Source organism: Nocardioides aromaticivorans (assembly GCF_013408525.1).
In the GTDB taxonomy this organism is placed as follows: domain Bacteria; phylum Actinomycetota; class Actinomycetes; order Propionibacteriales; family Nocardioidaceae; genus Nocardioides; species Nocardioides aromaticivorans.
The window spans coordinates 52,394-76,891 of the sequence record NZ_JACBZM010000001.1 but is presented as its reverse complement, the minus strand read 5'-3'; the positions used below and the strand labels follow the sequence as shown (position 1 = coordinate 76,891).

The following is a 24,498-nucleotide window of genomic DNA, read 5'->3' as shown; positions in this document are numbered from 1 at the left end:
CTAGGTCTCTAGGCGGGCGGAAGGGCGTCGGCGAGGCGAGCGTGGACCTCGGCGACCCTCGCCTCGTGGGGGCCATCGGCCGCGAGGCGCGGGTAGAGCTTCTTCGGCCACAGCACGTCGACTCCACGGATCGTGAAGCTGCCGCCGATCAGCGGCCAGTCGGCCTCGATGAAGCACAGGACGCCGGTGACCGGGAGGTCGTCGTCCACGAGGCGCCGTATGAGGTTGACCTGCTTCAGGACTCCGTCGACCAGCTTGGTCTGGTCACGGGACCCGACCATCAATCGCTCGACGCGCGGCCGGAGGATCCCGCCCTCCGCGCGCAGGGACGGGCGCTTGTCGACGTACCGCTTGGCGTCGACGACGTAGACGCCCGTCGGTGTGACCGCCACGTGGTCGAGGTTGGCGCGGGAGCCGGGGATACGCCGGTCGTGGAGTACTCGAAGCGTGGGAGAGGCGAGCTCATTCAGCCGACGCCCCAATCGCTCCTCGCCGAGCGCCCCGGTGTCCCAAGCGGCGGTGGACTGCGGGTCGTCGCTCAGTGCCAGGATGAGGCCGCCGAGTTTGGGATGCTTGGCACGGATCCGCTCCTGTCGCGTCGCCCGGCGTCGTTGGTGCACGCGCCGGGCCGACGCGCCAGCCGTGCCTGGATCAACGGCGTTGTCCGTCGATCCAGTGTCCTGTCGCTCAGGCAGCGCAGTCCCGGCCGGGCTGGGCCCAGCTCCATGGGCTGCCGCCGTGCGGCGGATCTCACCCAGCGGCTCGGCGGTTGCGCAGCCGAGGCAACGAACGGTTCTGGTCGCACGTTCGTAGATGGCGGCGGAGCCAGCGTCCAGCGCACTGCCACAGACTCGGCATGTCCCGGCGTAGCGGAGTCGCATCCGCTTCTCGTCGGGGTGTTCCAGCATGCAGAGACGTTAGCCCGCGAACAGCGCCATCGCTGGGGATCGAGCGAGGTGGTCAAAGACAGCGGAAGGGTGCCGCACCTGGGCAACTTCAAGAGACGTCTGTCGGGGAGTCGTGCGAGGCTGCGAAGGTGGACGATGCAACCAAGTTGAGCGTGTGGGACCGCCTCCGTGAATACGCCGACACTCAGTCCGGGACATTCAGCTCTCGGGAGGCGATTTCGTGGTTCCGACGGTATGCCCCTGGTCAGGCGGTCGACGGCACTATTCGCGCCCACATTCGTGGGGCGTGCTGGAACGTGGAGAACAGGTCCCAGTTCGCAACTCGCGATCCGTTTCTCACGCGCGTCGGTCACGGCGTCTTCAGGCGAGCAACTTCAGAGGAGATTGCTGAGTCGGGGGCAAGCCGACTGGCACCTCAGCCGGACAGTCGGACTCCGGAGTATTCAGAAGCCGCGACGGCGGCTGGCCCGGAGTTCGAGTGGTACACCGAGGCGCATACCCAGCATCTGCTCGTCGAATGGCTGACAGTTCAGGGCTGGACGATCCTTCGTGCCGCAGACACGACCGCACGCGAACACGGAGTGGATGTTGTCGCTGAGAGAGCCGGTGAGCGGCTCGGGGTTGAGGTCAAGGGCTACCCGTCACGGTTCTACGTGACCGGCCCGAGGAAGGGCCGGCTGAAGTCCACTACCCCGGCGAACCAGGCTCCCAAGTGGTTTGCTCACGCCCTGGTGCCTGCGATGAAGTTGCGTACTCGAGAGCCCGCGACGAGGTCGGTGATGTGCTTTCCGGACTTTCAGACGTACCGGAGGTTGTGGTCTGAGACGGCCCCATCAATCACCGCCGCCGGCATCGAGGTCTGGGTAGTCGGTCCGCAAGGGTCTGTTGAGGTTCTCGGCTAGATCTGGCGCATGTGGCGAAAGGACGCTCCGGCTCCCGCGCCAGGTCGGGGGCCATCTCCGAACGAGACACGAGGGTTAGGGCCCGGTGTCCGGGCTAGGTGCGTCCTGATCCGGAGAAGAGGTGGCGCCGTCCGACATCCCGTCAAGGAAGGACTGCATTCGATCGAGCAACACCTGCTGCCGCCATTCGATCAGTGGCCCCCAACCGATGCTCCAGATAAGCAGAAAGCCGATAGTTGCAAGCACGGACTTCCGTGCATGTCGGCGTGCACTGAGTCGCCAGACCCACGATTGCCAGCCCAGGTGGCCTCCTTACGCGATGAACTGACAGGCTTTCAGAGTCCTCCGACACAAACGGACCGCGCACTTACTCGCACAGGATGGTCACGAAGGGCTCACTCGACGGCTCATCTTCGGGTTGAGTAAAGACCGATCGCGCGTCGCACGTCTGAAGGGAAACGCCATGGGCAGGCCCATCCTGGTCCGCAACGACAACACTCGCTGGCGCGAGCCTGAGGTGACCGCCTATGCGAACGAGGCCGCTTTGCAGCAGCTAGTCGCCGAGTCGCCTGACCTGCTGACGGGGCAAGACCTCGCGACGGTCGATGAATTCTGGATCCCGGAAATCGGTTACATCGACATCGTTGGAGTCGGTGCCGATGGATCGATAACCGTGGTCGAGTGCAAGCTGCGAGCAAACCCAGAGATCAGACGCGAGGTCGTCGGTCAGGTCTTGGCATACGCAGGCGGGCTCTGGCAGATGAGTTATGACGACTTCGCGAGCACGTGGGCCGCCCGTGCCGGTCGCCCGCTCACTGCCCATGTTGCTGACAAGGCTGGCGCCGCTGACGCGGACCAGGTGCGAGCCGGCGTTGAGGCGAATCTGCGATCCGGGGAGTTCACCTTGGTGATCGTCGTGGATGAGATCACAAGCGAACTCAAGCGGATCATCGAGTGGCTCAACGTCATGACCAAGACAGAGGTGTCCGTCCTTGCCTTGGAGCTGCAGTACCTGAAGGAAGGGAACACAGAGATCTTGGTGCCGCGCCTCTATGGAGATGCACTCGCAAGCGCAAAGCGCTCTTCACCGTCCGCGTCCGGCGCGAAGTGGAATGCCGGCACCTTCGCAGCCGCAGTCGAGGATCTCGGTGAGAAGGCCAGAACCGCTGTGGCCGATCTGATGGCTCACGGAGAGGCACATGGTGTTCATCCGTGGTGGGGCGTCGGCCAGACGCCTGGCATGTCGTGGTACTACCAGGTGGGGCCAGCAAAGGTCAGCCTCTTCCAGATCTACCTACGCCCCACCGGCGCTGTCGTCGCGGCCAGTGTTGGTGGTCTGTTCGGAGCGACGGGCCTCGGCCGACCCACAGCCCTGCAGATGCTCGAACTGCTCAAGGCAATACCGGAAATCGAAGCGCACGTCGCTCACGTAACCCCAGAGGAACTCAACCGCTTCCCAAGCATCCCGGTCACAGGGGTGTTGGACGATGAAGCGGTGCGACGAGCGTTCCTCAACGTGATCGACGAGGTCCGGCAGCACCCTCGCCTTCCGGCCAGCGTCAGCTAGACCGCGGCGGATAAACGCACCCGGCGCAGCACCAGGGAGGTGACACTTACCAGTTCGTCCCGTGCGGGTCACGCTGGATCTGATGGCGGAGTCGTTGGGGCCGTGATTCAGAACGGGTAGTCGACGCCGGCCGTGCCGGACCGCTGTGCAATGTCGGGGGTGTGCGCCACTATCGATGCATGCCTGCAGCCTTTTCGTCACGGCTCGAGTCCGTCTTCGGCGTGCGCATCGACCAAGTGGAGGTCAACCACATACACGGACTGGTGACTAACGGTGTCAGCGAGGAGTTCGACCTGGACTTCAAGCGTGACCTTTACGGTCGATCCGATGCGGCGAAGCGTGAACTCGCCGGTGACGTGGCAGCTCTCGCGAACACGGCCGGTGGAGTGATCCTTATCGGGGTTGATGAAGACGACCACGCGCGAGCCAGTGCCGCCCCGGGCGTCGATGTGTCCGACGACGAGCGGGCACGAATGTTGCAGGTCGTTGCCGCTGGTGTTGCCCCGATGCCACCACTCGACATCCGAGCGATCGTCGGCCCGGGATCGAAGGGGCCGGGGTACTTCACCATTGTGGTGTCCCGCTCGACGCGGGCACCGCACGCAGTGATCGTGAACGATGGATACCGATTCCCGGTGCGCAATGGTGCGACGACGAGGTATTTGAGTGAGCCAGAGATTGCTGCGGCGTACCGCGCGAGGCACACGGGCGAAGTCGAACGAGACGAGCGGCTGGACGTCGTGGATCTGGAGGCAAGGAACAAGCTCAACCAGGCCCAAGGACCGTGGCTCGTCGTATCGCTGGTACCCGACCTACCCGGTGCGCTCGAGGTGACAAGCGCTGCCCACCAGGAGTTCAGCCAACGACACCAAAGCAAGGACGCTGGGATGTTCCTCCGAATGGGTGTCAGCTACCACCGGATTCGAACCGGACGGCGACGCCTAATCGCCGACGGCGGAGTCCACGGCGAGGACAGGGCGACGTACTGCCTCTTGGAGTGCCATTCGGACGGCTGCGCTGTTGCCGCGGTTGAAGTCCTCGACTGGAACACCCGCCGAGAGCCGGACACTGACGGGAAACCTCAACTCGTCCTTGATGAAGCCGTTGTGGCCGGCGTCCTCACGGGTCTCTTGCGGACTGCGCAACACGCTGTGCGCGCAGGAGCTGGCGGAAATGCCATGGTTCGCGCGTCCGTCGTGCCCACGAATGACCATGCCTACGAGATTGGCCACAACCGAAGCTTTGGCCTTGGCGACTCGAGAAGTAGCGCACCACTCGGGTCTGTCGCCATCGCGGAGACCGTCGTGGCACTGGCCGAGGCCAGTGTCGAAGGCCCCGAGCTAGTCCAGTCCGCAGCTAGGCTGGTCGACGAACTTGGGCAGAGCTTCGGCTTTCCTGAGATGGGCCAGATCAGCCGTGACGGCCAGATCCGCATCCGCTATTGGGGGCGCACGTGGGCGGACGCCATCAAGGCATGGGCTGATCGGTGCGACGTCACGGTGACGACCGAAACGCTCTAGGGTCGAGTTGCGCGACCTCTTTAACGTGCGGCCCTACGGGCGCTTCGCGGGCGACGGCCTAGCTGTCCCGCCGGTACGTCCACCTGAGTGGAGTTGAGGCCGCGGGCTCGCCCGAATTCGCATCAAACCGGGCGCCGAGTCGCGGCGCAATGGGACGCTGCGGCTTCGCGACGTCCGACGTGGCCGCGTCGCGGACCTGACGCATCGGTTGTTAGCCATCAGGCGTCAGGCGGACGGTCAGCCTGCCCTGGGAGGTGGCGATGGCGGTATCTCCAATCGCCCGGAGTCGATGCTGGTTCCAAGGCGGATACGACGCCACCAACTTCGAATCGGCACACGCGCCACTCGCGCTCTTCGGCGGTACGGCCACGCGGGCGGTATGTTTCGGCCCTGCCGTCGGACCACCTAGCGATTACTTCAGGTTTGGCTTCAGTGATCGTGGCGACATCATTCGAATACAACTTCGCGACGACCTCGATCGGGGGCAGCGATTCTGGGAATAGTCTAACCACCTCCGGCCCCCCGCTATACGCGTCGCCTTCCAGGAACCCGTGAGGAGTGGCGAGGTTCTGCTACGACACAATAGCGCCAGACGAGAATCGGACATGAAGGTCAAGATCGTACACTCGCGGATCCCAACGCAACTCGATCTCGGATGGGATATCGGTCTGAGTTGAATCTTCCGGAAGCAATCGTTCGATCTCTGCACGGAAGGATCTGGCCTCGTTCGGGCGATCTGGGCGTACATTCTCGAAAACTGATGTCCGAGATCGGTCTGCCGATGGCACCCTGTCACGCACAGTCCTTCCAAGGGGCCCGTGCCCGACTAGCAGGACGGTCGCTTCGGGAAGGCCAGCCGCATACTTCGCCAGGACAGCTCCATGACGCCCAGCGGCACCTCGGCGGTACTGCTTCACTTCAATGGCAAGGACGGTGGTCATTCTGCCGCCCGGGTCCCGCCTGACGATCCTATAGTCCGGCTGAATTCCACCGACCCGCTCAAGCGAGATCTGGTCAACGAGATCTGTGCGCATCTCGCACCACAGTTCGTACGGCCCTCCTGTCGCCATCACGTCCGCGAGAAGGGTCGCCTTGAACGGGAACGCTAGGACGCCGTCCTTCACGTGGAAGGTAGCGCGATCGACGGCCAACGCGGCGTCAATCTGCGTCGACACCCAGGCGGAATACAGTTCGTGCCGCTTTCCCCAGGTTGGCAACGAGAGCAGATCGGTCACTTCCGTCACCGCCTGCTCCATCTCGGCGGCGGATTCGAACCAGTCGAGCCAGCGGTCCAACTCCGTTAACACACCTAGCTCCGCCGAACCTCGGCGTACCGCATCGGCCAGCCCATGCAGGCTCGCCGTTGTCATTAACGGCCAGTAATCATGTGCCGCCTGGGCCATATCGGCGGCGATTGTGCGCTCCACGCCTTGCACGTCGCGCCACGCTGTCACGGCGCCGCGGGTGGCTCCGAATCGTGCAAGGACCGCCATCACACTGTCAACGACGCGCAAGCCACGCGCAATCACGGCGTCAGCGTCGGGATTTCCAGTGGAGGCGCAACGTGGAGCGCCTTTGTTGAACGGCCAGTCGTCGGGCCTCTCCCCGAAGATCGCCGCGACCCTGTCCCAATCTCCGAACTTCCGGGCGGGACTGTCAAACGCGTGGTCGGCGGGAAATCCAACGCCGCCTCCCGATGTCACGACTCGGGAGGCCGACTCCGCTTGTTCACGGAAACTGGACAAGAGGAGGTCGAACGGGTCGTGCTCGTCGAACTCGTACACAATCCGTAGATTCTCGTCACTTGCCGATTGTGCTTCGACCTTCGCGTACAAACCAAGCAAGTCTCGAAGCATGCCGCTGAACGACTGAAGCTCCGGAAAGATCGCACGAAGAAGATCCCGGGGCGTCCACTCGACTCTATGCATTGCGCGAGCCAGGTCTCTGGTCCGAGACGGTCCGAGGTGCTGACGGATGGCGTCCGCGAGATCCCGGTCGTAGTCCTCCGGGCGTACGACGCCAGCGTTAAGCCAAGCCTTCCACAGTTCAGCGGCCGTCTGGCAGACCACAGCCCATCCTTCCCGTCACAGTTTGCCGCGTCTCGCTGAGCAACACCTACGTATCTCTCGCACGATTCTTTCTTCCGAAGGGTTTGGCGCGCGGTGACATGTCGTGACCCACTTCGTTCCACGACACGCAGGGACTGCGGCGGGTGGCGACCTATCTCAGGTACCCGCTGAGGAGGCCAGCCCAGAGCTCCGAGGCGTCTCGAAGGGAAACCCGCTGAATATTGCTCCCGCGACGAAGCATCGCCCGATCCTCGTCCGCGATGATGCAGATCTCGTCGTGGAATTCGGGAAGTCCATGAACGCGCCTGCGAAAGGGCTTCGGGGCCTTCGGATCAGGATCGCGCTCGGAGAGGAAAAGAGCCGGAAAGACCTGGTCCTTCTCGAGTCGCCCATACATGCGATCCGTTACGTGGCCCGTCCAGACAAGGAGGTCTCGCCGTGCGTCACCATTTGACACGCGCGCAATCCACCCATTGCCACTACTACTTCTACCGCGCAAAAATTCGAAGTCACTTGGTCCTACTGAGCCAATCACTTCGAATTTTATCCGCGATATTCGCAGGTGCGCGGATACTTCGTGGAGGAAGCGATCCAAGGTCGTCGACCAGCGCTTGTGAATACTGTCTTCGCGAATTCGAAGATCCTTTTGAAACAACTCCCAACCGAAGTTTGGCTTCTCCATGATCTTCAGTTGTCGATCGAGCGCCCTCGCAAATACTTGCATTAAAGGGACGATGTCGCCGGCGTCGTCGCTTGCCGATAACGCTGAAAGGTACTTGCCGCGATCCGAGGAGGACTTAACAATAAGCGGAGGGTACGAACCAAATCCGAGGGTGTAGTTCGCCAACAGTCGCGCGATTCGCCCATTTCCGTCGTCGAAGGGATGAATATGAGTGAACCAGGCGTGTGTGACGGCGGCGCGCCAGACAAGCGGGGCATCGGAGTATCGGAACCATTCAACGAGCATGTTCATTGCGCCAGGAACGTCCACCGGAGGAGTGGGGACGTGCGTTGAACCCTCGATGCTGTTCAAATGAACTTTGTAGCGCCCGGCGGAGTGGTGGCCAGCGAGGATCAAGCCATGCATGTCCCTGACGTCCGCTTCTGCAAGTGGCCTGTCGGGCTCTTGAATGTACTGGTCCACCAAGATACGCGCGGCCGCCAATCCGACGACATCTTGCACCTTAGGATCGTCTGTGAGGCTTTCGTGTAGCGTGTAGCGAGCAATTGCGGCGTCGGCGTCGAACAAATGCCGGTCGTTGAGAATGCCGAATGTCTCCTCTAGGGTCGCAAGCTTTCCCTCGATCGCGTTGCTTTCGTAGATCTCTTGCGCGCGACTTGCTCGGTTGAGACTTCCGGCGAGGTGCTGAGCGATGGCCTTGCGCACGACCAAACATCGTTCTTCAAGGCCAGCAAGCTTCGGGCCTAACGCTTGAAGGCGTGCGACAGTTGTGTCGTCAGGCTGAACCGAGTAGGGAGACCCGTCCAAGAAGCCCCACTCTGTCATTGCGATGCTCCCTGCAGTCAGAGCCCCGGCGCATACGGGACCGGTCGGCGATTGTGGCAGCCTAGTTGTGTGCTTCGGGCGTGTTTGCGACTTTGCACAAGTCGGTCGCTCGTACCCCGCCTAGCCCGCGTCCTTCTTGGCGGAGTGACGCGGCGCCGGCGACAAGCGACCCTCAGAACTCGACCGAACCATTGAACCGCCGCCAGACCTCCATCTCATTGGGCGCCGCCTCGTACGGCCCCCACCCCTCCTGCGACGCCCAGGCGATACACGTCTCGACCATCGCCTCGATCGAGTCGTAGTAGACGTCGATCCCCTGGAAGTACGAGATCACCGGGTGCGGTACGGCGGACGTCAGCCGCTGCGGCCCGCAGGCAACCACGAGGACCGACCCCTCGAAGGACGCGAACGGCGCCACGACCCGGCCGTCGACGGACTCGCACCAGTCGTAGACCTCCAGCAACCGGTCCCGCTCCTCGACGACCCGCGCGAGCGGGAGGAGCGACTCGTCGCGGAAGCGCATACGAGGGGCAGTGCCGAACTCGTCGATGACGCCGGCGCTCCACCCGTACAGCTCCCGGTACGACGCCGGCAGCACCACGCCCAGCGCGGCCTCGACCTCGTCCAGCTCACCAGAGGTGGCGCCCGGGAGGAGGTTGGGCCGGACGTCGTACCCACGCAGGGCGTAGGCATCGGCCAGCACCTCCAGGCGCGCCGCCAGGGACGAGCTCATGGGCAGGATCATGCCCCGTCGTACGCCGCCTGGATCTCGGCCACGTCGATCTTGCCCATCTTCAGCATGGCCTGGGCGACGCGGAAGTTGGCCTCGGTCGAGTAGTCGCCGGACAGCTCCTCGAGCTCGCGTGGGATCAACTGCCAGGAGACGCCGTACTTGTCCTTGCACCAGCCGCAGGCGCCGGGTTCGCCGCCGTCGGCGGTGAGGAGGTCCCAGTAGTGGTCGACCTCCTCCTGGCCCTCGACGGAGAGGTAGAAGGAGAAGGCCTCGTTGAGGTGGAAGACCGGGCCGGCGTTGAGGCCGATGACGGGGTGGCCGGCGACGATGAACTCGACGACGTCGGCGACGCGGTCGTCGGGGGAGGTGCGGGCGGTGACCACGCGGGTGACGGTGGAGCCGGGGATGTGCTCGGCGTAGAAGTGGGCGGCCTCGACGGCCTTGTCGTTGCCGAACCAGAGGTGGGTGCGTACGGAAGTCATGCCCGGGCTGACCGGTGGCAGGTGCCGGAGTCATCGGTGGGAGCGGGGTCTGGCGGGGCGGATCTTCACCTGAAATGGCGACGCAGCCGCCGTGGGCAGCGAACTAGCGTCGCCAGCGGTTGGGAACCGCGCGAGGCGGAGGGGAGCAGTCCTCGGCACTGATGCGCGGTCAGTGACCGGATGACGGGCGGAGCTCGTCGGCATCCGAGCTCGACTCGTGGTGCGTTGCCGACGGGCTCCGCCGCGTTCTGCGCTGCCCCGAGCGCGCGTCGTCCGGCACCGTGACACTCCGGCGCGCCCCTCGGTGCAGCTCACGCCCCACCCCTCTGGGACACTGGCTCCTCATTTCGGCCCCACGGGGGAGGAGGAGTCGTGAGCGAGATCGCCGGGGAGCTCGCCCGGGTGAAGGGCGCCTTCGCGCAGCCCACGCTCACCCTGCTCCACCAGCGCCAGGCGGCGGTGGTGATCACGATCTTCCGGGCGGCGTTCGGGCGCAACAACAAGCCGATCGCGACCGCCCGGCTGCACACGCAGGTCGAGCAGCATCTCGCCGCCATCCGGGAGGCGGGGGAGACCGAGGTCCCCAACGGCAGCGGCAAGGACATCTGCCAGCGCTGGATGCGCGGGCAGTGGCTGGTGCGCTCGCTCGACGAGCAGGGCAACGAGGTCTACTCACTGACCTCGCACGCGCAGCAGGCGCTCGAGCTGGTCAAGAACCTCGCCCGCGACCGGGCCACGCTCAGCGAGCACCGGATCGCCACGATCCTCGGGACGGTCCGGCGCTTCAACTCCGAGGCCAACCCCGACCGCGGCGCCCGGGTGACCCTGCTCAACGACGAGATCGCGCGGCTCAAGGCCGAGCGCGACCGGCTCGTCGACGGCGCCGACATGGTCAGCGCCACCGAGGACTACATGGTCGAGGGCTTCACCGAGCTGCTCTCCCTGATCTCCGCCCTGCCCAGTGACTTCGCGCGGGTCGAGGAGCGCTTCGCCACGATCCGGGCCGAGATCCTCGCGGCCTTCCGGGCCGAGGACCGGCCGGCCGGCGAGGTGATCGACGAGTACCTCGCGCGCGCCGACGCCCTGATGACCGCCACCCACGAGGGGCGGGCGTTCGAGGGCGCCTTCGCGCTGTTGCGTGACGACGCGCTCGTGACCCAGCTGCGCGAGGACCTCACCGCGCTGCTGGAGCACCCGCTGGCCGACGGCATCCTCGGCGACGCCGACCGTGCGGAGCTGCGGGGGACCGTGCGGCTGGTGCGCGACGGCCTCGACCGGGTGCTCGCCCAGCGCAGCCGGGTGACGGCGACGCTGAAGGAGTACATCGTCTCCCACGACGCCGCCCGCGACCGCGAGCTGGAGCAGACGCTGCGGCAGGTGGAGTCCGAGCTGATGACCTGGATGGCCGAGACCGGACCACGCGCCACCCACGACGTCCCGCTGCTCCCGAGCCGGGTCGGCGTCGACCATCTCCGCGAGCGCTTCCACGACCCCGCCGACGACGTGCTGCCCGACCGGATCAGCGCCGCCGACCCCGCCGACGCGCCCGGGCTGTCGCTGGCCGCGCTGATGGCGCAGGGTGGGCCGCAGCTCGGGTCGCTGCGCCAGCGGCTCGACGACGCGCTGCGCGACCTGCTGCCCGCGGCCTCCCTCGGCGAGCTCTTCGACTCCCTCGAGCCGTCCCTGCGCCGGCCGGTGGAGATCTTCGGCCTGCTGCACCTGGCGGCCAACCGCGACCTGCGGACCGAGGACGCGCTCGAGTCCTTCGTCGCCGTACGCCCCGACGGCACGGAGCGCACCTTCGCCGTACCGCGCATGCCGCTGCCCGACCCCGACCTGGACCGCGAGGAGGCTCGCTCGTGAGCATCGACACCGACGTCGACGAGGTCGTCGACACCGGGTACGACGACGTGGAGGACTTCGAGGCCGACTCGGTCTCGCTCTTCGAGGGCGACGAGGGCGGCCTGGAGTACGCCCAGCGCCAGGCCCTGGTCTCCTTGCTCAAGCAGCGCTTCATCAGCGCCCGCACGCACCCGCGCGACTGGCAGGTGCTGGTCGAGAACGAGCGGGTCTTCCGCTCCCGCCTCAACGACCTCTTCCTCGACCTCCAGGTCGACCGCGCCCGCGAGGTCGCGTGGAAGCGGCAGGCGCAGGCCGAGGGCGGCGGCCGCTTCCCGACCCTGCTCCACGACACCGCGTGGTCGCGCGAGGAGACCCTCGTGCTCGTCCACCTGCGCGACCGGCTGCGGGCCGGCCTCGCCGGCGGCGACGCCCGTGTGTACGTCGACCGGGACGACCTGCTCGACTACGTCGCCAGCTACCGCCCCACCCACGCCACCGACGAGTCGGGTGACGAGAAGCGCGCCCGCAACGCGGTCGTCAGCGTGGCCAAGGCCGGCCTGCTGATCGCCACCGCGGCCGAGGACCGGTTCGAGATCAGCGAGGCCGTCGAGCCGCTGCTGCCGCTGGAGCTGCTGCAGGAGCTGCTCGAGGCGCTGCAGAAGGCCAACGGGACGGAGCCGGAGGCGGCCGACGCGGCCCCCGACGCCGACCTGTTCGAGGCCGACACCCAGGAGGACGCCGAGTGAGCATCGACGAAGGCCTCGAGACGACGGTGGACGACCTCGTCGACCACCAGGACGAGACGGACGGCCTCTTCGAGAAGCAGGTCGTCGCGACCCCCGCCGACGACACGGTCCAGTGGCGCGCCTCGCTGCTGCAGCTGGTCAACTGGGGCGGCTTCGGCGGCCTGACGACGGTCCCGCTCGCGGGCGACGCGACGATGATCTCCGGCGCCTCCGGCGTCGGCAAGAGCACCATCCTCGACGCCTACACGGCGCTGATGATGCCGTCCGACACCAAGTTCAACGGCGCCTCCAACGACGCCGTCGCCGGCCGCGCGCGCAGCATCGGGCAGCGCAACCTGCTGTCCTACCTGCGCGGCGCCGTCGACGTCGTCGACGACCCGAAGACCGGCCGGCCGGTCGAGAAGCTGCTGCGCGGCAAGGGCGCCGACACGTGGGGCGCGGTCGCGATGACCTTCGTCAGTGACCAGGGCGGCCGGTTCACGGCGCTGCGCACCTACTACGTCCCGCGCCGGGCCGCGCGCTCCAGCGACGTGCTCATGCAGATGTGGACCCACGAGGGCACCCTCCCGCTGGAGAAGCTCGAGGCCGCCGTACCGGAGAAGTTCCACGCCAACACCCTCAAGAAGCTCTTCCCGGGCGTGCGCGTGCACCGCACCTACGCCGAGTTCTCGGCCGTCCTCCACGCCCGGCTCGGCATCGGCGCCAACGGCGACGGCGGCAAGGCGCTGCGCCTGCTGGCGCGGATCCAGGCGGGCAACCAGGTCCGCAGCGTCGACGAGCTCTACAAGGACATGGTCCTGGAGCGTCCGGCGACCTATGCCGCCGCCGACCGCGCGATCGAGCACTTCGACGACCTCGACGCCGCGCACGCGGCGATGCGCACCGAGCAGCAGAAGCTGGAGCTGCTCGAGCCGATCACCGACATGCACGAGCGCCGTACGACGGCCGCGCGGCGTCTCGAGGAGCTGGACTCCTACGGCATCACGCAGTCCGGCGACGAGACCCCGCTGCGCTACTGGCTGTTGCGCACGCACCTGCGCCTGATCGAGTCCGCGGTGGCGGCCAACCGCGACGCGCGCGCGGCGACCGTGCAGGCGCTGGCCTCCGCCCAGGCCGCGGAGCTGCAGCTCGCCGGCGACCTGGACGCCGCGAAGGACGCCCACCGCGCCGCCGGTGGTGGCGACCTGCAGGCGCTGGCCTCGCTGGCCGAGGCCGAGCGCAACCTCCGCGAGGAGCGGGCGAGCCGGCTGGCCGAGCTCGAGGAGCGGGTCTACCCGCTCGTCGGGCTGACCGACGCCGACGCCCCCGACCTGGAGTCGGCGCTCGAGGACGCCGGTGCGTTCACGGTGCTGCAGGAGCAGGCCCGCGAGCGGCTCCGGTCGGGCGAGAAGGAGCGCGACCGGATCGCCGCCGAGCGGGAGAAGGTGCTGCGCGAGCAGCAGTTCCCGCTGACGCAGGAGCAGGGGGTGCTCCGGCAGGAGCGGGCCTCGCTCGAGAGCCGCGCGGGCCGCGTGCCGTCGTACCTCCACGACCTGCGCACGGCCGTCGCCCGGGCCAGTGGCATGTCCGTCGAGGAGCTGCCCTTCGTCGCCGAGCTGATCGACGTCGCGCCCGAGGAGGCGCGCTGGCGCACGGCCATCGAGACCGTCCTCGGCGGCAGCGCGCGGATGATGCTGGTGCCGCTGGAGCGGCTCCACGACTTCTCCACGGCGATCGACGAGCTGCGGCTGCCCGCGCGGCTGACCTTCCAGGGCGTCGAGCTGGACCTGCCGGAGACCGGTCCGTCGGACCCCGAGCGGATCGCCGGCAAGCTGCTCTTCAAGGACTCGCCCTTCGCCGGCTGGGTGCAGCAGCACGTCGAGGAGCCGTCGCGCAACGCGCTCTGCGTGGACAGCGCCGCCGACCTCGACGGACCCGGCTTCCGGGTGAGCGTCGCCGGCCAGACCCGCAATGGCCGTCGGGGCGCGCACGGACGCAGCGACCAGCGCAACATCATCGGCTTCTCCAGCGAGGACGCGATCGCGGAGATCGACGCCCAGCTGGCCGGGCTGGAGCGCCGGCTCGGCGAGATCGACGGCAGGCTCGAGGAACTCAAGCGCCGCAGCAGCCTGATCGAGCTGCAGCGCAAGGCCTACGAGGCGATCGTGATGGTGCGCTTCGACGACGTCGACGTGGCCGGCAGCGACCGGCGGATCGCCGGCCTGGAGGAGCGCCGGTCGGCGATCCTCGCGTCCGACGACCGCCTGCAGGTGCTGCAGGCGCAGATCGACGACCTGCAGGAGCAGCTCGGCCAGGCCCGCAAGGAGCGGTTCTCGCTCGAGCAGCGCCGCGACCAGCTCAACGCCGACCACGGCGAGCTGACCGACGCCGAGGACATCGTCAAGGACCGCGTCTGGGCCGTCGAGGACGCCGGTGTCGTGGTCCTCAGCGAGGAGCAGGACGCCGCGCTGGGCGCGGACTTCGCCGCCGCGGCCGCGCCGGCGGACCCCGAGGACCTCGACCGCTTCCTGGAGAACTCCCAGCGCCTCGGCGAGCGGCTGCGCACCGCCCTCGCCGACGCCGACGCGGAGATCAAGCGCTGCGACGAGGACCTCGCGCACATCTTCCGCAGCTACAAGTTCGCCTGGGACTCGCCCAACCTCGGCGCGACCGCGGACTCCTACCCCGACTACGCCCGGATCCTCGACGACATCCGCGGCAAGGGCCTCGCCGACCGCCACTCCGAGTGGCGCCGCCGGCTGACCGAGTGGAGCGGCCAGGACCTGGTGCCGCTGCTGCAGGCGATGTCCGCGTCGGTGGAGGAGATCGAGGACCGCCTCGAGCCGATCAACGCGATCCTGCGGCGCCTGGAGTTCGGTGCGTCCGGCGACCGGCTGCGGATCCGGCTGCGCCGGCTCGCGCCCGCCCACGTCCAGGTGTTCCTGAAGGACCTGCGCGCGCTGTCCTCCGGCACGACGACCGAGCTGAAGGAGGAGGACCTCGAGAAGCGGTTCACCGAGCTCAGCCGGTTCATGAGGCAGCTGCGCCGCGCCGACCACGCGGGCGACGGGCCGACCGAACGCGACCGCCTGCTCGACGTACGCCGCCACGTCGAGATCAGCGCCGAGCGCTACGACTACCTCAGCGGCGAGGTGCGCGCGACGTACCGGACGCTGGGGGAGAAGTCCGGTGGCGAGAGCCAGGAGCTGGTGGCGTTCATCGTCGGCTCCGCGCTGCGCTTCCGGCTCGGCGACGAGATGCGCTCGCGGCCCCGGTTCGCGCCGGTCTTCCTCGACGAGGGCTTCGTCAAGGCCGACTCGGAGTTCGCCGGCCGGGCCGTGCAGGCGTGGCGGGGCCTCGGGTTCCAGCTGATCATCGGCGTCCCGCTCGACAAGGTGACCGGCCTCGAGCCGCACATGGACGAGCTGCTCGCGATCACCAAGAACGCCCAGACCCACCAGGCGTGGATCACGCCGATCACCGACGCCGAGCCGGCGCAGGAGAGCACCGCCTCCTGACCCATCCGGACCACCGCCCGCGCCGAACCACAGGTGACGGCGGGTGGCTCCGGCATGTCCGGGGTACCGCCCCCTCGACGGCACGGGACCGAATCGGGACGGAGCGGTGATGACCACGGAGTTCCACAAGGGCGACCGGGTGACCTGGCAGAGCCACGGCGGCACGGCGGAGGGCAAGGTCCTGCGCAAGATCACCGAGGACACCGAGCTGGCGGGCCGAACGGTGCGGGCGAGCAGGGACGCGCCGCAGTACCTGGTGCGCAGCACCGAGAGCGGTGGCGAGGCCGTGCACAAGCCGTCGGCCTTGAAGCGGAAGGGCTGAGGCGTGGTCCCCACCGGGTCCGACGTGGTCGTCGTCGGCGCGGGCCTCGCCGGCCTCGCCGCGGCGACGCGGCTCAGCGACGCGGGGCTCGACGTCGTGGTGCTCGAGGCGAGCGACGGCGTCGGCGGCCGGATGCGCACCGACCGCGTCGACGGGTTCCTCCTCGACCGCGGCTTCCAGGTGCTCAACACCGCCTATCCGGCGGTACGACGCCTGCTCGACCTCGACGCGCTCGACCTCCGGTGCTTCGACCGTGCCGCGCTTGTCCACGTGGACGGGGCGAACCACCGGATCGGCGACCCGCGCCGCGAGCTGATGGCCCTGCCCAAGGCGCTGACCGCGCCGGTCGGCGGGATCCGGGCCAAGGCGGCGCTGGCGGGCTACGCGGGCGTCGTCACCCTTGCCCCCGCCGCCAGGCTCAAGGGCCGGGAGGACCGCACGGCGGCCGAGCACTGGGCGGCGATGGGCCTCGACGACACCGCGGTGGAGCGGGTGCTGCGGCCCTTCTTCAGCGGTGTCCTCCTCGAGCAGGAGATGACGACCTCGTCCCGCTTCGTCGACCTCATGCTGCGGATGTTCGCCCGGGGCGACTCGACGGTGCCGGCCGGGGGGATGCAGCAGGTCCCCGAGCAGCTCGCCGGCCGGTTGACGACGGGCAGCGTCCACCTCGGCGTCGAGGTCACGGAGGTCCGCGCCGACGGCGTGACGACGACCGCCGGCCCGGTGGCGGCGCGCGCAGTGGTGGTCGCGACGGACGCCGACGCGGCCGACCGCCTCCTCGGCGGCACGCTGGGGCCGACGGCCTGGAAGGGCGTCACCACGATCTACCACGCGGTGCCGGAGGCACCGCTGGACAAGCCGACGCTCCTGCTCGACCCGGGCGACAGCCCGGTCAACAACACCGTCGTGGTCTCGGCCGCCGCGCCGTCGTACGCACCCGAGGGGCGGGCGCTGGTGGCCACCTCGCTGGTGCACAGCGGCCGCGACTCGTTCGACGAGGCGTCCGTGCGTGCCCACCTCGGCGTCCTCTACGACACCTCCACGACCGGATGGGAGCACCTCGCGACGTACGACGTCCCGCGGTCCCTGCCCGCGATGCCGGCGCCGCACCGCTTCCGCAAGCCGGTCCGCGTCGACGGGCTCTACGTCTGCGGCGACCACCGCGACACCAGCTCGATCCAGGGTGCCCTCGTCTCGGGTGGGCGTGCCGCGCGGGCGGTCCTGGCCGACCTGACAGGAGCGGCTCCGACGCGGTAGGGATGTCCTGTGAGAGCCGTCCGCACGCCCGAGGTCGACCAGCTCCTGCACGAGCTCACCCAGCCCGAGGGCCGCGAGAACCCCTACCCGCGCTTCGACGCGCTGCGGCGCACCGCCCCGGTGGTGCTGGCCGAGGACGGCGCCCTCGTGCTCACCCGGTACGCCGAGTGCCACGCCGTGCTGCACGACCACAGCCTCGGACGGCCGGACAACGAGGAGTTCTTCACCGCCCTCGGCCTCGGCAATTGGAAGGACCTGCCGGCGCTGTGGACGCTCAACAGCAGCATGCTGCTGGCGAACCCGCCGCGGCACACCCGCCTGCGGCGGCTGGTCAGCCGGTCGTTCACGGCGCGACGGGTGCAGGCGCTCAAGGAGTCGGTCGCCGCGCTCGTCGACGACCTCGTCGAGGGGCTCGCGGACGGTGGTGACTTCGTCGAGAAGCTCGCGTTCCCGCTGCCCGTCGCGGTCATCGGCGAGCTCCTGGGTGTGCCCGAGGCGGACCGGCCCGGCTTCCAGCCGCTCGTGCGCGACTGGACGCGGATCCTCGACGTCTTCGACCTGGACGCGCTCGCCCTGGCCAACGAGGCCGCCACGTCGCTGCGGGCCTATCTCGGCGATCTCGTCGACGAGCGCCGCCGTGCCCCGCAGGACGACCTGCTCAGCGCGCTCGTCACGGAGCCCGGTGGTGACGGCGAGGTGCTCGACCGGGAGGAGGCCGTGACCATGGCAGCGCTCCTCTTCTCCGCGGGCTTCGAGACCACGACCCACCTGCTCGGCAACGGGCTGGTCGCGCTGCTCGAGCACCCGGACCAGGCCGCGCTGGTGCGCGAGGACCCCGCCGTCGTCGCCACGGCCGCGGAGGAGCTGGTCCGCTTCGACAGCTCCGTCCAGATCACCAACCGGGTCGCCCTCGCGGACACCGAGGTCGCCGGCGTCCCCGTCGCGGCCGGGGACCGTCTCGTCTGCTACCTCGGCGCGGCCAACCGCGACCCCGACAAGTTCACCGACCCGGACCGCCTCGACGTCACCCGCAACGAGGGTGGACCGCTGTCCTTCGGCGGTGGCATCCACTACTGCCTCGGCGCCCCGCTCGCGCGCCTCGAGGTGCAGCTGGCCCTGCCGCGGCTGCTGGCGCGCCACCCCCACCTCCGCCTCGACGGTACGCCGCAGCGTCGCGAGGGACTCACGCTGCGGGGCTACCTGAGCCTGCCGGTCGCCGTCTGACCCGAGCCGGTGGATTTGCGCTCAGGCGCAACAAAGGTCAGCTCTTCGGAGGGGATGTCGGCGCGTCGGCGGGTGCCTTCGGGGTGATGCGGGCGCCGGTCGCGGAGAAGGCGTAGCTGGCCAGCTGCTGCTCGGCGCGCTCGAGGGTGATCGACGAGTTGTGCGCGAGCAGGTGCAGGCCGAGCGCGTCCTCGAGGGTGACGAAGTTGCGGGCGATCACGTCGGCGGAGTCGGTGAGGGTGAACTCGCCGAGCGCCGCGCCCACCTCGAGGACGGAGGTGTAGAGCGAGACCTCGCGGTCGAAGAGCAGGGTCATCAGCGTGGCGTGCATCGGGCTGCGGCTCGCGCTGACCGAGATCTCGTCGAGGACCTGGCTGAGCAGCAGGTCCTTCCCGCGGGGGAGGCCGGAGTGCATGAGGCGGGCGAGCTTCTCGGCGGGGGCGAGGTCGCCCTCGATGTCGCGCTGCCGGGACCAGTAGTAGCGGTCGGTCGCGGCCTGGTGTGCGGCCTCGATGAGCCCCTCGAACTCGGGGTAGTAGTAGGCGACCAGGCGGGGGGAGATGCCCGCGGTCTCGGCGATGTTCTTCATCGTCGCCCCGGCCAGGCCGTGCGTCGCGATCGTCTCGAGGGTCGCCGAGATGAGGTGCTCGCGCCGGGCGGCCTGGTCCTTGCGTCGTGCCATGCGCCCACCGTAACGCCTGTGTGAATTCCGGCGCCCGGTCATTGACACGCGATGTGCGCTGGGTCATATTTGCGGTGCAGCGCAAAGAAAGGATCACTCGTGCGCACTCACCAGGACTGGATCGCGGAGGCCGCCAAGGCCACGCTCCACACCCGCCCGTTCATCGGCGGCGGCTTCGTCGAGGCAGGGGAGGAGACCTTCGAGAACCGCAACCCGGCCAACGGCGCGCTGCTGGCCCAGGTCGCCGACGCCGGGGAGGCCGGTGTCGACCGGGCCGTCCGCGCCGCCCGCGCCACCTTCGAGGCCGGGACCTGGAGCCGCGCCGGGGTCGCTGAGCGCCGCGCGAAGATGCTGCGCTTCGCCGACCTGCTGGCCGAGCACGCCGCCGAGCTCGCGGTGCTCGACTCGCTCGACATGGGCAAGCGGGTCGTCGACGCGCACGACCTCGACCTTCCGTTCTCGGTCAACCTGTTCCGCTACTACGCCGAGGCGATCGACAAGGTCAACGACGAGGTCGCGCCCACCCCGCCGGGCACCACCGCGCTGATCCGCCGCGTCCCGCTCGGCGTCGTCGGCGCGGTCGTGCCGTGGAACTACCCCGTCGACATGCTCGCCTGGAAGGTCGCCCCGGCGATGGCCGCCGGCAACAGCGTCGTGCTCAAGCCCGCCGAGCAGTCGCCGTCGTCGGCGCTGCGGATCGCCGAGCTCGCCGCCGAGGCCGGCATCCCCGACGGTGTCCTCAACGTGGTCCCCGGGCTCGGCGAGACCACGGGCCGGGCACTGGGCCTGCACCCCGACGTCGACGTGCTCGCCTTCACCGGCTCCACCGAGGTCGGCCGCTACTTCCTGCAGTACGCCGGCCAGTCGAACCTCAAGCAGGTCTGGCTCGAGTGCGGCGGCAAGAGCCCGCACCTCGTCTTCGCCGACGCCGACGACCTGGCAGCCGCCGCGAAGGCGACCGCCTTCGGCATCTGGTTCAACCAGGGCGCCGTGTGCTCCGCCCACTCGCGCGTCCTCGTCCAGCGCGAGGTGCACGAGGAGTTCGTCGCGTTGGTCGCCGCCGAGGCTGCGGCGTACACGCCGGGGGACCCGCTGGACCCGGCCGCCGGCATGGGCGCGGTCGTCTCGCCGGAGCAGACCGACGGCATCATGCGCTTCATCGACGGCGCCCGTGCCGCGGGCTCGCGCCTGGTGACGGGCGGGGAGCGGATCACCCGCGACGGCAGCGACTGCTACGTCCAGCCCACCGTCTTCGACGGCGTCGACCCGGCCTCCGAGCTCGCGCGCGAGGAGGTCTTCGGCCCGGTCCTCGCGATCACCCCGTTCGACAGCGAGGACGAGGCGGTCGCGCTCGCCAACGGCACCGCCTACGGCCTCGCCGCCTCGGTCGCCACCGGCAGCCTGCGTCGCGCGCACCGCCTCGCCGACCGGATCCACGCCGGCACGGTCACCGTCAACGGCGTCGACGCCTTCAGCGCGTGGACGCCCTTCGGAGGGTTCAAGGGCTCCGGCTTCGGTCGCGACCTGTCCCTCCACGCCCTCGACAAGTACGTCGGTCTCAAGACCGTCTGGATCAACCACTGAATCCGGGAGCACCCATGTCCGACACCGTCCGTCCCACGGAGCTCGCCGCCGAGCAGCAGGCCCTCCTGCATCGCACCCTCGGCCGCTTCGACATCATCTTCCTGCTCATCGCGGCCGTCGTCGGCCTCGAGACGCTCGGCCAGGTCTCCACGTACGGCGCCGAGGCGTTCACCTGGGCCCTCGTCCTCGCCGTGTTCTTCCTGGTGCCCTACGGGCTGATCTTCGCCGAGACCGGTGCTGCCTTCAGCGAGGAGGGCGGCGCCTACACCTGGGTCCGTGACGCCTTCGGGCGCCCGGCCGCCGCGGTCGCGTCCCTGCTCAACTGGGTCACCCAGCCCGTGTGGGTCGGCGGCTCGATGTCCTTCCTCGCGGCCGAGACCGTCAGCACCTACATCACGCCGATGACGCCCGGCTCGTTCGCCGACTACGCCTTCAAGCTCGTGTTCATCTGGATCACCGTGCTCGCCGCCGTCGTCAGCCTCCAGAAGGGCAAGTGGCTGCCGACCAGCGGCGCGGTCCTCAAGATCGCGGTGCTCGTCTTCTTCGTGCTGACCACGGTGATCTATGCCGCCCAGCACGGCGTCGGCGGACTGGGCCTGGGCGACTTCAGCCCGACCCTGCTCGGGCTCTTCGGCTCGGTCCCGCTGCTCCTGTTCGCCTACCTCGGCTTCGAGTCCGGCAACAGCGCGGCCGGCGAGATGGAGAACCCCGCCCGCGACGTACCCGTCTCGATCCTGCGGTCCTGCGCCACGGCGGCCTTCTGCTACCTGGTGCCGATCCTCGCGATCCTGATCGTGGTGCCCCAGGACGAGATCACCGGCATCGGCGGCTTCCTCGACGCGGTGAAGACCGTGTTCTCCGTGTACGGCGACGCGGCGGACCCGCTGCTCAAGGTCACCGCGATCGTGGTCGTCTACGTGCTGATGAGCCAGGGCTCGGCGTGGATGATCATCTCCGACCGCATGCAGGCGATGACCGCCGCCGACGGGTCGTTCTTCGGCGGCTTCTTCGGCCGCTTCCACCCCGGCCTCGGCACCCCGGTGCGCGTCAACATGCTGTCCGGCGTCACGGCGACGGTGTTCATGCTCGTGGCGATGCAGGTCTCCGGCACGGGCGGCGCGATCTTCGGCGTGGTGCTGACGATCTCGATCTCCACGTTCCTGCTCGCCTACCTCTTCGTCATCCCGGCGGCGATCCGGTTGCGCACGATGTACCCCGACGTGGAGCGGCCCTTCCGGGTGCCGCTGTCCGACCGCGGGTTCGCGCTGCTCGGCTGGATCGCGTTCGCCTGGATCGTCCTCGGCTCCTGGGTCGCCGTCTTCCCCGGCACCCTCGAGTGGGTCTTCGGCCTCGACTACTCGTTCGAGGACTACTGGGGCGTGTCCCAGGGGACCTTCGAGGCCTTCACCCTCGGCACCCTCGCCGTGATCGGCGCCCTCGGCGCCATCGGCTACGTGTGCGGCCGCCCGGTCCGCGCCGGCGGCACCCCCAGCAGCAACCCCGACAGCAACCCCGACAGCAACCCCGACAGCAACCCCGACAGCAACCCCGACAGCCCCGACGACCGCATCAAGGAACCCGTCCGATGACCTCGCCCTACGACATCCTCTTCGAGCCGGTCCAGATCGGGCCGGTCACCGCGAAGAACCGCTTCTACCAGGTGCCCCACTGCAACGGCATGGGCTACCGCGACCCCAGCGCGCAGGCCTCGATGCGCAGGATCAAGGCCGAGGGCGGCTGGTCGGTCGTCTGCACCGAGCAGGTCGAGATCCACGCGACCTCTGACATCGCGCCCTTCATCGAGCTGCGGATCTGGGACGACCAGGACCTGCCTGCCCTGAAGCGGATCGCCGACGCGATCCACGAGGGCGGGGGACTGGCCGGCATCGAGCTGGCGCACAACGGCATGAACGCGCCGAACCAGCTCAGCCGCGAGACCCCGCTCGGGCCGCAGCACCTGCCCGTCGCCCCCGACACGATCGCGCCCGTCCAGGCCCGTGCGATGACCACGCAGGACATCGCCGACCTGCGGCGCTGGCACCGCAACGCCGTACGCCGGTCGCTGGAGGCGGGCTACGACATCGTCTACGTGTACGGCGCCCACGGCTACGGCGCCCCGCACCACTTCCTCTCGCGGCGCTACAACAACCGCACCGACGAGTACGGCGGCTCCCTCGAGAACCGCATGCGGCTGCTCAAGGAGCTCATCGAGGACACCCTCGAGGAGTGCGCCGGCCGCGCCGCCGTGGCCTGCCGGATCACGGTCGAGGAGGAGATCGACGGCGGCATCACCCGCGAGGACATCGAGGGCGTGCTGCGTGAGCTCGGCGAGCTCCCCGACCTGTGGGACTTCGCGATGGGCAGCTGGGAGGGCGACTCGGTCACCTCGCGGTTCGCTCCCGAGGGGCGCCAGGAGGAGTTCGTCGCAGGCCTGAAGAAGCTGACGACCAAGCCGGTCGTCGGCGTCGGGCGCTTCACCTCGCCGGACGCGATGGTGCGCCAGGTCAAGGCCGGCATCCTCGACCTGATCGGTGCCGCGCGCCCGTCGATCGCCGACCCGTTCCTGCCGAACAAGATCCGCGACGGCCGGCTCAACCTGATCCGCGAGTGCATCGGCTGCAACATCTGCGTCTCCGGCGACCTGACGATGTCGCCGATCCGCTGCACCCAGAACCCGAGCATGGGGGAGGAGTGGCGCCGCGGCTGGCACCCCGAGCGGATCCGCGCGAAGGAGAGCGACAGCCAGGTGCTCGTCGTCGGCGCCGGCCCCGCCGGTCTCGAGGCCGCGCGTGCCCTCGGCGTCCGCGGGTACGACGTCGCGCTGGTCGAGGCCCGCCGCGAGCTCGGCGGCCGCGTCGGCCAGGAGTCGGCCCTGCCGGGCCTGTCCGCCTGGGGCCGGGTCAAGGAGTACCGCGAGGCCGCCCTCGCCGAGCTCCCCAACGTGGAGATCTACCGCGAGAGCCCGATGAGCGCCGACGACATCGCGGAGTTCGGCTTCCAGCACGTGCTGGTCGCCACCGGCTCCACGTGGCGCACCGACGGCGTCGCCCGCTTCCACACCACGCCGCTCCCGATCGCCGAGGGCGCACAGGTGCTCGGCCCCGACGACATCTTCGCCGGGCGGCTGCCGTCCGGGCGGAAGGTCGTCGTGTACGACGACGACCACTACTACCTGGGCGGCGTCATCGCCGAGCTGCTCGCCCAGCAGGGCCACGAGGTCTCGATCGTCACCCCGGGCTCGCAGGTCTCGGCGTGGACCAACAACACCTTCGAGGTCAACCGCATCCAGCGCCGCCTCATCGAGAACGGCGTCACCCGGGTGACCGACCACGCGGTCGTCTCGGTGGGAGTCGGCGGGGTGACGGTCCGCGACGTGTACGCCGGCGCCGAGCGCGAGCTCGACTGCGACGCCGTCGTCATGGTCACCGCCCGCCTGCCCAAGGAGGAGCTCTACCTCGAGCTCGTCGGGCGTCGCGACGCCGGTGAGCTGCTCTCGGTCCGCGGCATCGGCGACGCCTGGGCCCCCGGCACCATCGCCGCCGCCGTCTGGTCCGGTCGTCGCGCCGCGGAGGAGTTCGACGCGCAGCTGCCGTCCAACGACGTCGTACCCTTCCGGCGAGAGGTCACCCAGCTGGCGTGAGGCGCAACCGTGCCAG

18 protein-coding genes and 1 pseudogene are annotated in these 24,498 nt (G+C 68.8%); 12 read left to right on the top strand and 7 right to left on the bottom strand.

Features of this window, described 5'->3' with window-relative positions; genetic code table 11:
* Positions 1-8 precede the first annotated feature (8 nt).
* Positions 9-881, bottom strand: coding sequence for a nuclease-related domain-containing protein (locus BJ993_RS00340; RefSeq protein ID WP_257026987.1), 873 nt, complete (start codon positions 879-881; stop codon positions 9-11).
* 155 nt (positions 882-1,036) lie between these two features.
* Here BJ993_RS00340 and BJ993_RS00335 point away from each other — a divergent pair, with 155 nt between their 5' ends.
* The 3 genes from BJ993_RS00335 to BJ993_RS00325 all read left to right on the top strand — a co-directional run bounded on the left by BJ993_RS00335 (position 1,037) and on the right by BJ993_RS00325 (position 4,897).
* The gene (locus BJ993_RS00335) at positions 1,037-1,810 is read left to right on the top strand and encodes a DUF7669 domain-containing protein (protein ID WP_179647318.1); all 774 of its coding nucleotides are present in this window, start codon (positions 1,037-1,039) and stop codon (positions 1,808-1,810) included.
* A gap of 463 nt (positions 1,811-2,273) precedes the next feature.
* Entirely contained in the window at positions 2,274-3,377 is a 1,104-nt protein-coding gene (locus tag BJ993_RS00330; protein WP_179647317.1) for a PDDEXK family nuclease, read from the top strand.
* Positions 3,378-3,556: 179 nt separating this feature from the next.
* Positions 3,557-4,897: an AlbA family DNA-binding domain-containing protein gene (locus BJ993_RS00325; protein ID WP_179647316.1), complete on the top strand. Its 1,341-nt coding sequence runs from the start codon at positions 3,557-3,559 to the stop codon at positions 4,895-4,897.
* Positions 4,898-5,115: 218 nt separating this feature from the next.
* Here the strand turns inward: BJ993_RS00325 and BJ993_RS26835 are convergent.
* The 5 genes and pseudogenes from BJ993_RS26835 to BJ993_RS00305 form a co-directional block, all read right to left on the bottom strand.
* A pseudogene (locus BJ993_RS26835) lies at positions 5,116-5,445 on the bottom strand (hypothetical protein); the annotation flags it as partial.
* Between the two features lie 24 nt (positions 5,446-5,469).
* Entirely contained in the window at positions 5,470-6,966 is a 1,497-nt protein-coding gene (locus BJ993_RS00320; protein WP_506329639.1) for a DUF8600 domain-containing protein, read from the bottom strand.
* 151 nt (positions 6,967-7,117) lie between these two features.
* The gene (locus tag BJ993_RS00315; protein ID WP_179647314.1) at positions 7,118-8,353 is read right to left on the bottom strand and encodes a Fic family protein; all 1,236 of its coding nucleotides are present in this window, start codon (positions 8,351-8,353) and stop codon (positions 7,118-7,120) included.
* A 292-nt stretch (positions 8,354-8,645) separates the two neighbouring features.
* Positions 8,646-9,206, bottom strand: a complete 561-nt coding sequence (locus BJ993_RS00310) for an SMI1/KNR4 family protein (RefSeq protein ID WP_179647313.1) — start codon at positions 9,204-9,206, stop codon at positions 8,646-8,648.
* 8 nt (positions 9,207-9,214) lie between these two features.
* Positions 9,215-9,688, bottom strand: a complete 474-nt coding sequence (locus BJ993_RS00305) for a VOC family protein (protein ID WP_179647312.1) — start codon at positions 9,686-9,688, stop codon at positions 9,215-9,217.
* Positions 9,689-10,060: 372 nt separating this feature from the next.
* On the opposite strand from BJ993_RS00305, the gene BJ993_RS00300 reads away from it, so the two are divergent.
* From BJ993_RS00300 to BJ993_RS00275, 6 genes are all read left to right on the top strand, one after another.
* The gene (locus BJ993_RS00300) at positions 10,061-11,551 is read left to right on the top strand and encodes a DUF3375 domain-containing protein (RefSeq protein WP_036544712.1); all 1,491 of its coding nucleotides are present in this window, start codon (positions 10,061-10,063) and stop codon (positions 11,549-11,551) included.
* The gene (locus BJ993_RS00295) at positions 11,548-12,276 is read left to right on the top strand and encodes a DUF4194 domain-containing protein (protein WP_179647311.1); all 729 of its coding nucleotides are present in this window, start codon (positions 11,548-11,550) and stop codon (positions 12,274-12,276) included. Before BJ993_RS00300 ends, BJ993_RS00295 begins: the two co-directional genes overlap by 4 nt.
* A complete protein-coding gene (locus BJ993_RS00290; RefSeq protein ID WP_308645432.1) occupies positions 12,273-15,773 on the top strand; it encodes an ATP-binding protein in 3,501 nt (1,166 codons plus the stop codon). The genes BJ993_RS00295 and BJ993_RS00290 overlap by 4 nt, the downstream gene beginning before the upstream one ends.
* A 109-nt stretch (positions 15,774-15,882) precedes the next feature.
* Entirely contained in the window at positions 15,883-16,095 is a 213-nt protein-coding gene (locus BJ993_RS00285; RefSeq protein ID WP_179647310.1) for a hypervirulence associated TUDOR domain-containing protein, read from the top strand.
* Positions 16,096-16,098: 3 nt separating this feature from the next.
* Entirely contained in the window at positions 16,099-17,352 is a 1,254-nt protein-coding gene (locus tag BJ993_RS00280) for an NAD(P)/FAD-dependent oxidoreductase (protein ID WP_179647309.1), read from the top strand.
* Between the two features lie 9 nt (positions 17,353-17,361).
* Positions 17,362-18,576 carry a cytochrome P450 gene (locus BJ993_RS00275; protein ID WP_179647308.1) on the top strand — a complete coding sequence of 405 codons (1,215 nt, stop codon included), beginning with the start codon at positions 17,362-17,364 and terminating at the stop codon, positions 18,574-18,576.
* A 37-nt stretch (positions 18,577-18,613) separates the two neighbouring features.
* On the opposite strand, the gene BJ993_RS00270 is transcribed toward BJ993_RS00275, so the two are convergent.
* Positions 18,614-19,258 carry a TetR/AcrR family transcriptional regulator gene (locus BJ993_RS00270; RefSeq protein WP_051932174.1) on the bottom strand — a complete coding sequence of 215 codons (645 nt, stop codon included), beginning with the start codon at positions 19,256-19,258 and terminating at the stop codon, positions 18,614-18,616.
* Positions 19,259-19,357: 99 nt separating this feature from the next.
* Between BJ993_RS00270 and BJ993_RS00265 the strand changes: the two genes are divergently transcribed.
* From BJ993_RS00265 to BJ993_RS00255, 3 genes are read left to right on the top strand one after another with little or no spacing between them, the layout of a single operon-like run.
* Positions 19,358-20,842, top strand: a complete 1,485-nt coding sequence (locus BJ993_RS00265) for an aldehyde dehydrogenase family protein (RefSeq protein WP_308645431.1) — start codon at positions 19,358-19,360, stop codon at positions 20,840-20,842.
* A 14-nt stretch (positions 20,843-20,856) separates the two neighbouring features.
* The gene (locus BJ993_RS00260; RefSeq protein ID WP_179647306.1) at positions 20,857-22,431 is read left to right on the top strand and encodes an APC family permease; all 1,575 of its coding nucleotides are present in this window, start codon (positions 20,857-20,859) and stop codon (positions 22,429-22,431) included.
* The gene (locus BJ993_RS00255) at positions 22,428-24,482 is read left to right on the top strand and encodes an oxidoreductase (protein ID WP_179647305.1); all 2,055 of its coding nucleotides are present in this window, start codon (positions 22,428-22,430) and stop codon (positions 24,480-24,482) included. The genes BJ993_RS00260 and BJ993_RS00255 overlap by 4 nt, the downstream gene beginning before the upstream one ends.
* Positions 24,483-24,498 lie beyond the last annotated feature (16 nt).